We start from the raw sequence: 14,519 nt of genomic DNA on the forward strand, positions 1-14,519 counted from the left end.
GCCCTTTAGACCCCCAGCTCCAACAGGTACACCGCGTTACCTCCGCAGCAAGATCCAGAACCCTTCCCCTCCCTCATCGGGGCCCCGGGTTCAGCGCCGCAAACACCCAGGTCAGAGGCGGTGTCACAGAAGTTGAACCCGGTGACACCAGTGGCCCGCACGCTTTCGAGGGCGGTTGCAGACCTGCACCGTCGTAACAACGGTGCAGGTCTGCATGGTGTTGTGACTATGCGCCTTCGGGGGCCCCGAGCGAGCTCGCAGAAACTACTCAACCGCGGGCGGCCGGGCGTACTTCGTCAACGTGGCCTTGCTGGTGCTGGGGTCCTGGAACGTCAGCGTCCACGGCCCGGTGTTCACATCCATGTCCTTGCCGAATCCGAGCCACTTGCCGGCCAGCCGGCGCCCGGTCGGCTCGGCAAGGAGTTGGATGGCGCCGTGATAGCGGGCACCCTTGTAATGCCCGTGCGGGTCGGTCTGCTCGGTCCACGTGCCGGTCAGCACGTTGCCCTCCACAGTCAGATCCATGGTCAGCGTCGACGCCGCCGACCCCTGCAGCGACCGCACGGTCAGCCGGTCGCCATGCTGAATCAGGACGACGTTGTGCAGCCCGGCATACGTTTCCCCGCGGCTGCTGCTGAAGTACTCGTACCGGCTGAGCCAGACACCCGAGTAGCCGCCCTGCGGCCGCGCAGGGCCGGTCGCAGGAACCGGGGAACGCCGCACCTCCAGGTCGTGACCGCCTCGACCATCATCCACCACCACCGCATCGACGCCAGCCGGGAAGCCGAGCGACGAGACCGGGAGCCGGGTGACGACTTCTAGTGCGCGGGCGCTGGCGGGCCGCGGGTTGACGATCTCGCCGGACTCGTATCGCTGGATCGTTCGTTTCGTCGTGCTGGCCGCACCCGCTTCCCGCATCCGCTCGGCAAGTTCGTCCTGAGAAAGCCGCAGGGCAAGCCGAGCGGCGCGAAAGGCGGTGTTCGGCCGGGGCTGCGTATTCATGGTCAACACGGTACGCCGCACGTCGCCGGAATGTCGCCTCATATGTCGCCGGAATGTCGCCCTGGGCGACGTCGCGGCCAGCATCGTTGCGAAGACATGGTGTTCATGGCGGCGGGCGGAAGTCCCTAGCTCGGTCTTTGCCCGCCGCTGCCCAGCGAGGCAGGCCGGTCGTCGAGGTAGCCCGTGGAAAATGCCCGGACCTGTCGCGCTGAGCTCTTCCCGGAGCGGCTCTGGCGGAGGCGATCAGCCATGGAGAAACAGCACCCGGCGTATGGGGTCCATCAGCCAACCTGGCCTGACGCGACCTGTGGCACGTGCGGTGAGGAGTGGCCCTGCGAACCGGCCGTCGGCGCGCTGGTCGCCGAGCACGGGACCGGGCTGCTACTCAGCGCCGCGCTCTGGCGGACGTTCGACGAGCTCGCCCGGATGCTCCCCGGCCGGAGCTTCAGTGAGCTCCGCTGGCGCTGCTTCGGCCAGCCGCTCGCCCACGTGGCCGACCGCCTGGAGGAGCCGCTGAGCTGCAACCACTGGAGCGAGGTGACGGCATGAGGACCCCCCGGTCAGGCGACGTGCTGGCGATCACCCGCCAGGCATCCGTGCAGTTCCAGATACCGTTCCAGTTCCGGGTCATCCGGATGCTCGATCTGATCACCTACGAGGGCTGGATCTGGCTCGACGGCTACCAGCTCAACTCGGCGGGCGACGCCATCGATCGGCGCTCCATCTTCGTGCAGATCCACGGCCTCCGGTGGGTCGGAGACACGACTCCCCGGCCTCGCAACGACCGGACCGGCCCGTACCGGCGGCCCGAGTCGCCTTCTCGGCGGGCCTCGTGATGTCGCCGGAGGCCATCCGAGCCGGCCTGAAGGTCAAGTGCCCGGGATGCGGCTCCTCCGCCGGCCGTCCGTGCGTCAACATCATCAGCGGTCGGCGGATTGAGGACCGGGTGCACCAGCTACGACGCCGCGCAGCCGAGCAGTTGGACAAGCCGAAGAAGCTGTGAGCGAACCGAATTGGGACGTTACCCCGGATGGCGATCGCTTGGGAGATGCCGCCCTATGGCCTGCGCCGCGGTGAGGTGTTTGGCCTGCGCTGGTGCGATGTCGACCTGATCAAGCCGACCATCACGATCCAGAAGACCCGCTCGGTGCTCGACGGCCGGAGCGGCGCTGACCGGGATGCTCCGTCCGGCACCGGATCGGACCCCCGAGAAGCCCGCGGCGTGAGATCTCACAGGGCCACCAAGCAGTTGTGAGATCTGGTGAGATTGTGGATCTCTGCGGGCACGAAAAAGGGCCCGACCGGAGATCCGATCAGGCCCTCTACCAGGGGTGGAGCTGAGGGGACTCGAACCCCTGACCCCCACACTGCCAGTGTGGTGCGCTACCAGCTGCGCCACAGCCCCTTGCTGTACTGCTTCTTACTCCGTCCCCGGGCGTTCCCCCCGGGCACGCTGGAAATACTACACACCCCGCAGAGGCCCTCTGCAGCACCCCCTCAGTTCAGCGAGACGTCCGGGGGGAAGTGTGCGACAGCAGCCAGGATGTCGCCCTGGCGGCGCAGCACCATGGCCCACAGGTCGTCCGGGCGGCTCACGAACGGGTCGCCGGGGAGGGCGTCGAAGACGAACCACGAGCCGGAGGCGATCTCCTCCTCCAGCTGGCCGGCCGACCAGCCGGAGTAGCCGGCGAAAACGCGGATGCCCGCCACGTTCTCCCGGAGGCGTTCCGGGTCGGCGGAGAGGTCGAGGGTGCCGAGCGAGCCGGAGACGGTATGAAAACCGGTCACCCGCTTCTTCACCTCGGGGCGGGTGCGGGCCAGGCAGATGGCCGACTCGGGCTGCACCGGGCCGCCCTCGAAGAGCACCGCCGGGTCGCCGGCCAGGTCGCCCCAGTTGCCGAGGACCTCGGCGACCGGCACCTCGGTCGCCCTGTTCAGCACCACCCCGAGGGCGCCGCCCGGCTCGTGGGCGACGAGCAGCACGACCGTACGGTCGAAGTTCGGATCTTTGAGGGTGGGGGTGGCAACCAGCAACTGACCGGTCATCGACTCCACCGACCGGCCTCCGATCCGCTGTCCCTCACCGTACACGGGATACCTGCCGCCCTTTCGACGTCAACGCCATGCTCAGCACATTAGCCGGAGTTTCCAGTCATGGATAAGGTCTGCACATGAACCCGTCACCCCCGGCAGCAGAGATCGGCGTCATCGGCGGATCCGGTCTGTACGCACTTCTGGACGGCGCCATTGAACACGAGATCGAGACGCCGTACGGTCCGCCATCCGACAAGATCACGGTGGCCGAGGTCGGGGGGCGGCGAGTAGCCTTCCTGCCCCGACACGGGCGCGATCACCGCTTTCCGCCCCACCGGATTCCATATCGGGCGAATCTGTGGGCGCTGCGGGCGATGGGCGTACGCCAGATCATCGCTCCGTGCGCGGTCGGCGGCCTGCGGCCGGAGCTGGGGCCGGGCACCTTCGTGGTCCCCGACCAGCTGATCGACCGCACCAGCGGCCGGGTCCAGACGTTCTACGACGAGGGCGCGGTCCACGTCTCGTTCGCCGACCCCTACTGTCCCGCCGGCCGCGCCGCGGTCCTCGATTCCGCCGCCCGGGTGAACGCGGTGGACGGCGGCACCATGGTCGTCGTCGAGGGTCCCCGCTTCTCCACCCGCGCGGAGTCCCGCTGGTTCACCTCGATCGGCGGCACGATCGTGAACATGACCGGTCACCCGGAAGCGGTCCTGGCGCGCGAGCTGGCCGTCTGTTACACCGCTATCGCCTTGGTCACCGACCTGGACGCGGGCGTGGAGGGCGACCACGGCGTCACTCAGGAGGAGGTCTTCGAGGTCTTCGCGGAGAACACGGCCCGCCTGCGGGAGGTGCTCCTGGACGCGGTGACCGGGCTGCCGGCCGAGCGCACCTGTGGGTGCGGGGACGCCCTCCAGGGCCTGAAGATCCCCTTCGACCTGCCCTGAGGCACTGATCGCGTGCGTTTTCCGGCTGTCGCCGCCGGTCTTCGGCGTGTGGCCGGCAGGGGGTCGTGACCGCATCGACGCGTGTCGAACAAGCGCGTCAACGAGGAACACCGGGTCGTGGACGCGCGGGATAATTGGAGATCCTGTCCTGCTGCTACCACTACTCGTCGTAGGCGGTGAGCAGGCGTTCGACCGCCTGCGCGGGCGTCAGTGAGCCGTCCCGGATCTCCTGTTCCGCGGCGGCGGCCGTGGAGCGGACCCCGGGATGGTTCAGGAAGCGGCTGACCACCGCGTCCTGCGCCATCGCCCACATCCAGCCCACCTGCTGCCGCCGCCGGCGCTGGTCCAGGTCCAGCGACTCGCGGTGGGCGGTGAGCTGCGCCCAGACCTCGGTCACCCCGGTGCCCTCGGCGCCGCTGCAGGTCAGCACCGGCGTGGTCCAGGAGCTGTCGTCGCGGAGCAGCCGCAGCGCCCCGGACAGCTCGCGGGCCGCGCGTTTCGCCTCCGGCTCGTGCGTGCCGTCGGCCTTGTTCACGGCGATCACGTCGGCGATCTCCAGGATGCCCTTCTTGATGCCCTGCAGCTGGTCGCCGGTGCGGGCCAGCGCCAGCAGCAGGAACGAGTCGACCATGTCGGCGACCGCGGTCTCGGACTGGCCGACGCCGACGGTCTCGACCACGACGACGTCGTAACCGGCCGCCTCGACGACCACTATCGCCTCGCGGGTGGCCTTGGCCACGCCGCCCAGCGTGCCGGCGGTGGGCGACGGGCGGATGAACGCGGACGGGTCGGCGGCCAGGCGCGCCATCCGCGTCTTGTCGCCCAGGATGCTGCCGCGGCTGCGGGTCGAAGAGGGGTCGACCGCGAGGACCGCGACCCGGTGGCCGGCCGCGGTCAGGTCACTGCCCAGGGCGTCGATGAATGTGGACTTCCCGGCGCCGGGCACGCCGCTGATGCCGACCCGGTGCGATTTTCCGGCGTACGGCGTGAGCATCCCGAGCAGTTCCTGCGCCTGGGCCTGATGATCGGGACGGGTGGACTCGACCAGGGTGATCGCCCGGGCGACCCAGGCCGGGGTGCGTTGCCGAACCCCGGCCGCCATCGCCGGCAGGTCGAGCGGCGGCCGGGCCGTCACGCCGCGACGGGGTGGCCGAGCCGGCCGGACAGGTCGGCGAGCAGGTCGAGCGCCGCGTCGGCGAGGACCGTTCCGGGCGGGAAGATCGCGGCGGCCCCGGCGGCGCGCAGCGCGTCGTAGTCCTGCGGCGGGATCACGCCACCCGCGATGATCATGATGTCCGGGCGGCCCTGGGCGGCCAGCTCGTCGCGCAGCGCGGGGACCAGCGTGAGGTGGCCGGCGGCGAGCGAGTTCACCCCGACGATGTGCACGTCGGCCTCGATGGCCTGCCGCGCGACCTCGGCCGGGGTGGCGAACAGCGGGCCGACGTCGACGTCGAAGCCGAGATCGGCGAAGGCGGTGGCGACCACCTTCTGTCCGCGGTCGTGCCCGTCCTGGCCCATCTTGGCCACCAGGATCCGCGGCTGCCGGCCCTCCGCCTCGGCGAACGCGGCGGCGGCGGCCCGGGCCCGCTCGATGTTCGTCACCTCGCCGGCCTCCCCGCGATAGACCCCGGAGATGGTACGGATCCGGGCGGTGTGCCGCCCGTACACCTTCTCCAGCGCGTCGGAGATCTCCCCCACGGTCGCCTTGGCCCGGGCGGCGTCGACGGCCAGGGCGAGCAGGTTCTGCTCCAGTCCGGGACCGCGGGTGCCGGCACGCTCGTCGGCGGCGGCCCGGGTCAGCGCGTCCAGCGCCGACCGGCACGCGACGTCGTCACGTTCCGCGCGCAGCCGGCGCAGTTTCTCCACCTGGTTGGCGCGGACCGCGGCGTTGTCCACCTTGAGCACGTCGATCGGCTCGTCGGCGTCCGGCCGGTACTTGTTGACGCCGATCACCGGCTGGCGGCCGGAGTCGATGCGCGCCTGGGTACGGGCGGCGGCCTCCTCCACCCGCATCTTCGGGATGCCCTCGTCGATCGCGCGGGCCATCCCGCCGGCCGCCTCGACCTCGGTGATGTGCTCCCAGGCCCGGGCCGCGAGATCGCGGGTGAGGCGCTCGACGTACGCGCTGCCGCCCCACGGGTCGACCACCCGGGTCGTGCCGGACTCCTGCTGGAGCACCAGCTGGGTGTTGCGGGCGATCCGGGCGGAGAAGTCGGTGGGCAGGGCGAGGGCCTCGTCGAGCGCGTTGGTGTGCAGCGACTGGGTGTGCCCCTGGGTGGCGGCCATCGCCTCGACGCAGGTGCGCATGACGTTGTTGTAGACGTCCTGCGCGGTCAGCGACCAGCCGGAGGTCTGGCTGTGCGCGCGCAGGTTCAGCGAGCGCGGATCCTTCGGTCCGAACTCGCGCACCAGCTTGGCCCAGAGCAGGCGGCCGGCGCGCAGCTTGGCCACCTCCATGAAGAAGTTCATCCCGATCGCCCAGAAGAACGACAGCCGCGGCGCGAACTTGTCGATCTCGAGTCCGGCGTCGCGGCCGGCGCGCAGGTACTCCACGCCGTCCGCCAGGGTGTACGCCAGCTCCAGGTCGGCGGTCGCGCCGGCCTCCTGGATGTGGTAGCCGGAGATGGAGATCGAGTTGAAGCGCGGCATCCGCTGCGACGTGTACGCGAAGATGTCGGAGATGATCCGCATCGACGGCGCCGGCGGGTAGATGTAGGTGTTGCGGACCATGAACTCCTTGAGGATGTCGTTCTGGATCGTTCCGGACAGCTGCTCCGGCGCGACCCCCTGCTCCTCGCCCGCGACGATGTAGAGCGCCAGCACCGGCAGCACGGCGCCGTTCATGGTCATCGAGACGCTCATCCGGTCCAGCGGGATGCCGTCGAAGAGCTGCCGCATGTCGTAGATCGAGTCGATCGCCACGCCGGCCATGCCGACGTCGCCGGTGACCCGCGGGTGGTCGGAGTCGTAGCCGCGGTGCGTGGGCAGGTCGAACGCGACGGACAGGCCCTTCTGCCCGGCGGCCAGGTTACGGCGGTAGAACGCGTTGGACTCCTCGGCCGTGGAGAAGCCCGCGTACTGCCGGATGGTCCACGGCTGGTTGACGTACATCGTCGGATAGGGCCCGCGCAGGTACGGCGCGACGCCCGGGTACGTCCGCAGGAAGTCCAGCCCGGCCAGGTCGGCGCCGGTGTACAGCGGGGGCACCGCGATGCCCTCGGGGGTCTGCCAGGTCAGCTCGTCCACCGGCCGGCCGGTCTCGGCCAGCACGGCGGCGCGCCACGTCGCGAGAGCGTCCGGGCCGGGAGCGGCGCCGGTCAGCTCGGCGGCGGAGAAGTCGGGGATCATTCCTGCACTCCGAGGTCGGCCAGCACGGTGGTGAGCACGTCGACGGCGTCGCATCCGATGTGGACGTACCCGTCGACGCCCGGGTAGTCGCCGCGGCCGGCCAGCAGGATCCGGCGGACGCCTGCCGCACGCAGCTGTTCGACGGCGGTGGCGGCCTCCGCCGCGTACGCCTTGTCGGGTCCGCAGAGGCAGACCACGGGCGACCCGGGCTCGGTGGTGACCGCGATGCCCCCGGCCGCGAAGAGGTTGGCGGCGAACGTGACGCGGGGCCCGTGCGCGGCCGGCGAACCGAGGGTGACCAGCGACACCGTGGGCCGGCTGCCGGTGGCCCGCAGATGGGCGTCGCCGCGGTCACGCAACTGTTCGAAGGCCTCCGCGTAGCGGCGCCGGGGCAGGCCGCCGGAGGCGGGCGTGGGAGCGGGTGGGCGCTCGGGCGGCTGCTCCTGGAGATTCGGGAACTCGCTCACGCCGGTGATCGGGGCCCGCCGGTGCGCGATGTCGGCCGCCCGCCGCTGCCAGGTGGCGTCCAGCCGGTCGGCGACCAGTCCGCTGTCCAGCGCCGCGGCCAGCCCGCCGGCCCGCTCGATCTCGGTGAACCAGCCCCAGCCGGCCCGGGCCAGTTCGTCGGTGAACCGCTCCACGTACCACGAGCCGCCGGCCGGGTCGACGACCCGGGCCACGTGGGCCTCCTCGACGAGCAGGATCTGCGTGTTGCGGGCCAGGCGCCGGGCGAACGCGTCGGGCCGCCCGAGCCGGTGGTCGAAGGGCAGCACGGTCACCGCGGCGGCGCCGCCCACTCCGGCGGCGAAGGTGGCGAGGGTGGTGCGCAGCAGGTTCACCCACGGGTCGCGGGCGGTCATCATCGCGGCCGAGGTGACCGCGTGCTGACGCTGCCCGCCGGCCTCGGCGGCCCCGCACATCTCGGCGATCCGCGCCCAGATCCGGCGGGCGGCGCGCAGCTTGGCGATGGTGGCGAACTGGTCGGCGGTCGCCGCGTACCGGAATTCCAGCTGGGCCAGCGCCACGCCGACCGGCAGTCCGGCCTCGGTGAGCGCGCGCAGGTAGGCCACGCCGGCGGCGGCGGCGAGGCCCAGTTCCTCCGCGTCCGATCCGCCGGCCTCGTGGTAGACGGTCGCGTCGACGGTGATCGCCCGCATGCCCGGCGTCTCGGCCGTGGACCGGCCGGCCAGGGTCGCGGCGTCGCGCAGCGCGCCGGCGAGCCCGGCCGTGTCGCCGGTGCGGGCCCGCCAGCCCAGCGGGTCGGCGCCGAACCCGCCGCTGACTCGCGCCGGGTCGGCCCCGCGGGCGGCGAGCAGCCGGAACCAGGCATCCGCCGCGGCGGTGAACTCGGGGCCGGGGTCGAGGACCACACCGGCCAGATCGAGGTAGACGCCGTCGAGCGCCTCGGGCAGGGCGTCCACCGGCAGGCCGGTGCCGCCGACGGCCAGCCACAGCGAGGTCACCCCGTGCTCGAGGTCGCCGAGAACTGCCTCGCGCACCTCCTTGGGGTCCGGCCCGGCGTGGTGCTGACGCACGTCCCACCCGGTCGCGAGGCCGCCGGAGGCGCGGGCGCCGCGCACGAACGGCCACTGGCCGGGCAGCCCGGCCGGCGCGGCGGGCGCGTCGTCGGCGGTGTGCAGCGCGGCGAGCCGCACCCCGTCGTACGTGACGGTGGCCAGCAGGTCGTCCACCTGCTCCGGATCGGTGTCCTCGGTCGCGGCGCCGGACTTGCGCAGCGCGGCCAGGGCGAGACTCCGCCACTGCTCGGCCGTCGCCGCGGGAAAGTCCGCACCGAGCGTGAACTCATCAGCCGACGTGGTCACGACGCCCCTTCCGTTCCCCTCGGGCGCCATCGTGTCGAACGGGACGCCTCGTTGCCAACCCCTGACCAGAAGCTTAGGGTCCCCCTTTCGGGGACGATCGCAGGGCCGCCGGGGACCGGCCCGGGTTGGCAAGAGAACGTGGCGGGCGGGCACGGCGGGAAGCGGACAACCAGCAGGCCGCCACCATCGGGGCCTCGGCCCGCGGTTCCGGTGGCAACGGCTCGGCGGACGTCAGCGCCTGCCCCGTGCGCTAGAACGAGCGCAGAATGTCGTCGACGCGCTCCTTCGCGTCGCCGAAGAGCATCGCGCTGTTCTCCCGGTAGAACAGCGGATTCGGCACACCCGCGTATCCGGACGCCATCGACCGTTTGAAGATGATCACTTCGCCGGCCTCCCACACCTTCAGCACCGGCATCCCGGCGATCGGGCTGGACGGGTCGTCGGTGGCCGCCGGGTTCACCGTGTCGTTCGCGCCGATGACGAGCACCACCGACGTCCGCGCGAAGTCCTCGTTGATCTCGTCCATCTCCAGGACCACGTCGTACGGCACCTTGGCCTCGGCCAGCAGCACGTTCATGTGCCCCGGCAGCCGGCCCGCCACCGGATGGATGCCGAAGCGCACGTCCACCCCCTTGGCGCGCAGCTTGCGGGTCAGTTCCGCGACGCCGTACTGCGCCTGGGCGACCGCCATCCCGTAGCCCGGCGTGATGATCACCGATTTCGCCTCGGACAGCAGCTTGGCCACCGCGTCCGCCTGGATCTCGCGGTGCTGGCCGTAGTCGGTGTCGCCGGACGGCGCGGCCGCGATGCCGAAGCCACCGGCGATCACCGAGAGGAAGGACCTGTTCATCGCTTTGCACATGATGTACGACAGGTAGGCGCCGGACGACCCGACCAGTGCCCCGGTCACGATCAGCAGGTCGTTGGAGAGCAGGAAGCCGGACGCCGCCGCGGCCCACCCGGAGTAACTGTTCAACATGGACACCACGACCGGCATGTCGCCGCCGCCGATCGAGGCGACCAGGTGCCAGCCGAGCAGCAGCGCCACAGCTGTCACCACGGCCAGCAGCCAGATCCCCGGGTCCCTCACGAACCAGACGGTGAGCAGCACGAACGCCACCAACGCACCCACGTTCAGAACGTTCTTGCCGGGCAACGTGAGCGGCCGCGAGTTGATCCGCGCGGACAGTTTCAGGAACGCCACGATCGAGCCGGTGAACGTCACGGCGCCGATGAACACCCCGATGACGACCTCGGCGCCGTGGATGCCGAGCAGGTCCTGGCCGGCGAGCGCGGCCGCCCCGGCGCCGCCCGGGTCGGCCTCGACGTGCAGGTACCCGTTCCAGCCGACGAGCACCGCGGCCAGGCCGACGAAGCTGTGCAGCAGCGCGATCAGCTCCGGCATTCCGGTCATCTCGACCCGGCCGGCGCGATACAGGCCGATCGTGGCGCCGACGCCGGTGGCGACCAGGAGCAGGACCAGCCCCGTACCACTCAAATCGCCCACCAGGGCCAGAGCGACGGTGGCGATCAGCGCCAGAGCCATGCCGGCGATGCCGAAGGCGTTGCCGAGCTTGGCGCTCTCGTGCCGGGAGAGCCCGGCCAACGCCAGGACGAAGAGCAGGGCGGCGACGAGATACGCGGCCTGGGCAGCCGTTTCGACAGTCATCGGGTCCGCTCCCGGGTTTCACTGATCATCGGGTCAGCTCCTGGTGAACATGGCGAGCATGCGGCGGGTCACCGCGAAGCCGCCGAAGACGTTGATGCTGGCCAGCAGGATCGCGGCCAGCGACAGCGCGGTGATCACCGGACCGCCGTGCCCGAGTTGCAGGAGAGCGCCCACCACGATGATCCCGGAGATCGCGTTGGTGACCGACATCAACGGCGTGTGCAGGGCGTGGTGCACCTGCCCGATCACGTAGTAACCGATCACGATGGCCAGCGCGAAGACCGTCAGATGTCCGCGAAGGGCCACCGGCGACAGCGCCGTCAGCAGGAACAGCACGGCCGCGCCCGCGGCGACCAGGGGCAGGCCGCGGCTCCGGCTCGCGGCCTGCGGCCCGGCCTTCGCCTCGACCGGGGCGGGCGGCGGCGTGGCCGGGGTCGCCGAGACCGGCACGGGAGGCGGTGGCCAGGTCAATTGCCCCTGGTGTACGACGGTTATCGACCGTTGTACGACGTCGTCGAGGTCGAGGACGAGTTCCCCGTCCCGCCCCGGGGTCATCAGTTTGACCAGGTTCACCAGGTTCGTGCCGTACAACTGGGAGGCCTGCGCCGGCAGCCGCCCGGCCAGGTCGGTGTAGCCGATGATGGTCACCCCGTGCTCCGTGGTCACCACCTCGCCGGGGACCGTGCCCTCGACGTTCCCGCCGTTCGCGGCCGCCAGGTCGACGATCACGCTGCCCGGCCTCATGCTGGCCACCATGGGCGCGGTGATCAGCCGGGGCGCCGGCTTGCCGGGGATCAGCGCGGTGGTGATGACGATGTCCACGTCGGCGCACTGCTCGGCGTAGAGTTGCGCGGCCCGCTCGTTGTAGTCCTCGGACATCTGCTTGGCGTACCCGGTCGCGGAGACCTCGACGTCCGCGGCCCGCACCGCGAGATACTCGCCGCCCAGCGACTTGACCTGGTCGGCCACCTCCGGCCGGGGGTCGGTGGCGCGGACCACCGCGCCCAGGCTGCCGGCCGCCCCGATCGCCGCGAGACCCGCCACCCCGACGCCGGCGACCAGCACCTTCGCCGGCGGCACCTTGCCGGCCGCGGTGACCTGGCCGGTGAAGAACCGGCCGAAGGCGTGTGCCGCCTCGACCACCGCGCGGTAGCCGGCGATGTTGGCCATCGACGACAGCACGTCCAGTGACTGGGCCCGGGAGATCCGCGGCACCGCGTCCATCGAGAGCACGGTGATCGGCCGCCGGGCGAGATCCCGGACCAGTTCCTCGTCCAGCCGTGGGTTGAAGACGCCGACCAGCGTCGCGCCGGCCTTGAGCCGATCCAGCCGGGCGGCGTCGGGCGCGTTGATCGTGAAGAGGACGTCTGCCGCGTACGGGTCGCCGACCGTCGCGCCGGCGTCCACGTAGGCCGCGTCCGAGAACGACGCGCGGCGGCCGGCGCCGGGCTCCACCACCACGTCGTACCCGAGCGCGAGCAGCTGCCCCACGGTCGCCGGAGTGGCCGCGACCCGTCTCTCTCCCGGGTCACCCTCCCCCAGAACCCCGATGATCATCGATCGCCCCCTCTTGTTACCAGCGGGTAGCTTAGCGTCTCGCCATGACCGCTGTCACACCCAATCTTCACTCCGCCTACCGGCGGCCACCGAGACAACTCACCGAGTAACCGGCTCAGCGGTGCTGAACTCAGGAGAAATACGTCAGGAGTGGAGGTGCTCGCTGTTCATGTGAACTCCAGGGACACAGGCTCGTCAGTTACGGACTTTCTCGGGAAGCCGGGCATCGTCGACCATCACCTAGGATGGGAGGACCGAGCGTGATCAGCGGGAGACACCAATGACGCGAACACTGACCGCCGCAGTTCACCAGGAAGATGACTGGTTCGTTGCGAGGTGCCTGGAACTCGACGTGGCGAGCCAAGGGGAGTCACTGGAACAGGCTCTGACGAACCTCCGAGAAGCGGTAGAGCTGTATCTGGAGCAGGTGTCCCAGCCGCAGATCGAGGCGACGCCGTTCGTAACTGCCTTCCAGATCGCCTCGGCGGCATGAGCCCCGCTCTGGCTGATCTCCCTCTCCGCAAGGTAGTAGCCGCCCTCACCAAGGCGGGATTCATCCACGTTCGCACCAAAGGCGGCCACGCCGTCTATCAGCACCCGAACGGCCGCGTCGTGGTGATCCCACAACACCCGACGGTCAAGCGCGGAACGCTCGCCTCGATCATCCGACAAGCCGGCCTGACCACCGCCGAATTTCAGCAGCTACTGCGATAGCGGCCTGCAAGCTCACTTCGCGAGCCGGACCAGCGGCGAAGCGGGACGGTCCGAGCATCCGCATTGCCTGCGTCCCGAGCTGCTACTTGACGACGCCGATGATGCCGGTCACCGTGCCGATGACTCCGCTGACGGTCGCCTACTTCGCAGAGGCGCCCACCGCCATGCGCGATTCTGCGGGCTCGGCAGTCGGTTAGGTAAACCGAACGGCCCCATGGCCCTCGCGTAACGCGTGGGCCATGGGGCCGCCTGCCAGTGGAGGTGCCGGGAATCGAACCCGGGTCCTTCGTTGTTTTGTCAGGGCTTCTCCGAGCGCAGCTCACTAAGTCCCTACTCGGCCCTCCGGCTCACGTGAGCGAGTCCGGACGACGGGCCCAGTCGCTGATTGATCTCGCCGCACGGTCCCCGCGACCGGGACCGATTGGCCAGCCTCCTAGCTGATGCCGGCAACTGGGACGGAGGCGCTCCCAGACCGACAGACCACGCTACTTGCCTCAGGCGGCAAGAGCGAACTGGTCAGCGTCAAACTTAGAGTTGGCGCTTATAAGTTTCCGACGACCGATTCTCGAGACGACGTCGGCTTCCTCGGCTCGCTTCCCCTGTCTCCACGTACGAAGTCGAAACCAGTCACCCCCTGGACAGTTTTAACTCTGCCCGGCAATCTTAGCTCACCTTGCAGGAGCCACCAGTCACCGTGCACCCCGTGGGCCTGAGCTGCCGGTTCGTCCGTTTGTCGGACTGGAACCCGACGGTGATGCTGCTGTTGCCGGCGAGCGGCGAGCGGCCGCGGACGACGATCTGGTTGCCGTTGACCGACGCCGAGGCGTTCCAGGCGCCGCGGATGGCGAGGCCGGAGCCGGACGGGTAGCTCAAGGTGATCGAGAAGTCGTGGGGCTGGGAGCCGCTGTTGGTCACCTTCAGCGCGGCGATGAAGCCGTTGTTCCAGTTGGCGCTGGTGGAGTAGGTGACGTCCAGGTCCTTGGCGGCCGGCGCCGTGGTCGTCTTCGTGACGCTCGGCTTCGGGCTCGCCGAGGTCTTCGACGGCTTCGGGGAGGCCGAGGTCTTCGACGGCGTGGCGGACGCGGACGCCGAGGCCGACGGGGACGCCGAGGGCGACCCGGGGACCGACGCCGGGACGGAGGCCGTCGTGGACTCGGGCACCAGCGGGAGCGCCGAGGACTCGGCGGCCGCGCGCAGGTCCGCGGAGGGCTGCACGAGAACAGCGTCGCGGGACGGTTCCGCGCCGCCGCCGGCGTGAACCGCGATGAAGACCACGAGGGCGACAAGGATGGCGCCGGCGAGGCCGAAGACCCCGCGGGCGATGAAGAACTGGCGGTCCCGGTGCTTGGACTTGGTGGTGGACAACGGCCGGTCTCCTCGAGGAAGAGTCGAGTCGAAGAAGAAGAGCGGGAGCGCGCCCGCGGATCA

The 14,519-nt window shown here is 70.5% G+C and carries 14 protein-coding genes, 1 tRNA gene and 1 other RNA gene; 6 read left to right on the top strand and 10 right to left on the bottom strand.

Annotation, left to right across the window (positions count from 1 at the left end; genetic code table 11):
• Nucleotides 1-264 precede the first annotated feature (264 nt).
• Nucleotides 265-1,002 (bottom strand): helix-turn-helix domain-containing protein, encoded by a 738-nt coding sequence (locus Asi03nite_RS23100; protein WP_203682621.1) that lies wholly within the window; start codon nt 1,000-1,002, stop codon nt 265-267.
• A gap of 249 nt (nt 1,003-1,251) precedes the next feature.
• Here Asi03nite_RS23100 and Asi03nite_RS23105 point away from each other — a divergent pair, with 249 nt between their 5' ends.
• The 3 genes from Asi03nite_RS23105 (at nt 1,252) to Asi03nite_RS23115 (ending at nt 2,257) form a co-directional block, all read left to right on the top strand.
• A complete protein-coding gene (locus Asi03nite_RS23105) occupies nt 1,252-1,551 on the top strand; it encodes a hypothetical protein (RefSeq protein WP_203682533.1) in 300 nt (99 codons plus the stop codon).
• The gene (locus Asi03nite_RS23110; protein ID WP_239102868.1) at nt 1,548-1,838 is read left to right on the top strand and encodes a hypothetical protein; all 291 of its coding nucleotides are present in this window, start codon (nt 1,548-1,550) and stop codon (nt 1,836-1,838) included. The genes Asi03nite_RS23105 and Asi03nite_RS23110 overlap by 4 nt, the downstream gene beginning before the upstream one ends.
• 194 nt (nt 1,839-2,032) lie before the next feature.
• Nucleotides 2,033-2,257, top strand: a complete 225-nt coding sequence (locus Asi03nite_RS23115) for a site-specific integrase (RefSeq protein WP_203682534.1) — start codon at nt 2,033-2,035, stop codon at nt 2,255-2,257.
• 77 nt (nt 2,258-2,334) lie between these two features.
• Here Asi03nite_RS23115 and Asi03nite_RS23120 read toward each other — a convergent pair.
• Together Asi03nite_RS23120 and Asi03nite_RS23125 are read right to left on the bottom strand one after the other, a co-directional pair.
• Nucleotides 2,335-2,407: transfer RNA gene (locus tag Asi03nite_RS23120), tRNA-Ala, on the bottom strand.
• A 92-nt stretch (nt 2,408-2,499) separates the two neighbouring features.
• On the bottom strand, nt 2,500-3,048 hold the full coding sequence (locus Asi03nite_RS23125; RefSeq protein WP_203682535.1) for a YqgE/AlgH family protein: 549 nt from the start codon (nt 3,046-3,048) through the stop codon (nt 2,500-2,502).
• Nucleotides 3,049-3,173: 125 nt separating this feature from the next.
• Between Asi03nite_RS23125 and Asi03nite_RS23130 the strand changes: the two genes are divergently transcribed.
• On the top strand, nt 3,174-3,980 hold the full coding sequence (locus Asi03nite_RS23130; protein ID WP_203682536.1) for an S-methyl-5'-thioadenosine phosphorylase: 807 nt from the start codon (nt 3,174-3,176) through the stop codon (nt 3,978-3,980).
• A gap of 160 nt (nt 3,981-4,140) precedes the next feature.
• On the opposite strand, the gene meaB is transcribed toward Asi03nite_RS23130, so the two are convergent.
• From meaB to Asi03nite_RS23155, 5 genes are all read right to left on the bottom strand, one after another.
• On the bottom strand, nt 4,141-5,115 hold the full coding sequence (gene meaB, locus Asi03nite_RS23135) for a methylmalonyl Co-A mutase-associated GTPase MeaB (protein ID WP_239102869.1): 975 nt from the start codon (nt 5,113-5,115) through the stop codon (nt 4,141-4,143).
• Nucleotides 5,112-7,382, bottom strand: a complete 2,271-nt coding sequence (gene scpA, locus Asi03nite_RS23140; protein ID WP_444978647.1) for a methylmalonyl-CoA mutase — start codon at nt 7,380-7,382, stop codon at nt 5,112-5,114. Before scpA ends, meaB begins: the two co-directional genes overlap by 4 nt.
• A complete protein-coding gene (locus Asi03nite_RS23145; RefSeq protein WP_239102870.1) occupies nt 7,325-9,151 on the bottom strand; it encodes a methylmalonyl-CoA mutase subunit beta in 1,827 nt (608 codons plus the stop codon). The genes scpA and Asi03nite_RS23145 overlap by 58 nt, the downstream gene beginning before the upstream one ends.
• A 250-nt stretch (nt 9,152-9,401) precedes the next feature.
• Nucleotides 9,402-10,820 (bottom strand): Re/Si-specific NAD(P)(+) transhydrogenase subunit beta, encoded by a 1,419-nt coding sequence (gene pntB, locus Asi03nite_RS23150; protein ID WP_203682539.1) that lies wholly within the window; start codon nt 10,818-10,820, stop codon nt 9,402-9,404.
• 33 nt (nt 10,821-10,853) lie between these two features.
• Nucleotides 10,854-12,377, bottom strand: coding sequence for a Re/Si-specific NAD(P)(+) transhydrogenase subunit alpha (locus tag Asi03nite_RS23155; RefSeq protein ID WP_203682540.1), 1,524 nt, complete (start codon nt 12,375-12,377; stop codon nt 10,854-10,856).
• Nucleotides 12,378-12,657: 280 nt separating this feature from the next.
• On the opposite strand from Asi03nite_RS23155, the gene Asi03nite_RS23160 reads away from it, so the two are divergent.
• Nucleotides 12,658-12,870, top strand: a complete 213-nt coding sequence (locus tag Asi03nite_RS23160) for a type II toxin-antitoxin system HicB family antitoxin (protein ID WP_203682541.1) — start codon at nt 12,658-12,660, stop codon at nt 12,868-12,870.
• On the top strand, nt 12,867-13,091 hold the full coding sequence (locus Asi03nite_RS23165; protein WP_203682542.1) for a type II toxin-antitoxin system HicA family toxin: 225 nt from the start codon (nt 12,867-12,869) through the stop codon (nt 13,089-13,091). Before Asi03nite_RS23160 ends, Asi03nite_RS23165 begins: the two co-directional genes overlap by 4 nt.
• Before the next feature lie 253 nt (nt 13,092-13,344).
• On the opposite strand, the gene ssrA is transcribed toward Asi03nite_RS23165, so the two are convergent.
• Nucleotides 13,345-13,726, bottom strand: a transfer-messenger RNA (tmRNA) gene (ssrA, locus tag Asi03nite_RS23170).
• Nucleotides 13,727-13,754: 28 nt separating this feature from the next.
• Nucleotides 13,755-14,456: a cellulose binding domain-containing protein gene (locus tag Asi03nite_RS23175; RefSeq protein ID WP_203682543.1), complete on the bottom strand. Its 702-nt coding sequence runs from the start codon at nt 14,454-14,456 to the stop codon at nt 13,755-13,757.
• Nucleotides 14,457-14,519 lie beyond the last annotated feature (63 nt).

Source organism: Actinoplanes siamensis (assembly GCF_016862395.1).
GTDB classification, from domain to species: Bacteria; Actinomycetota; Actinomycetes; order Mycobacteriales; family Micromonosporaceae; genus Actinoplanes; species Actinoplanes siamensis.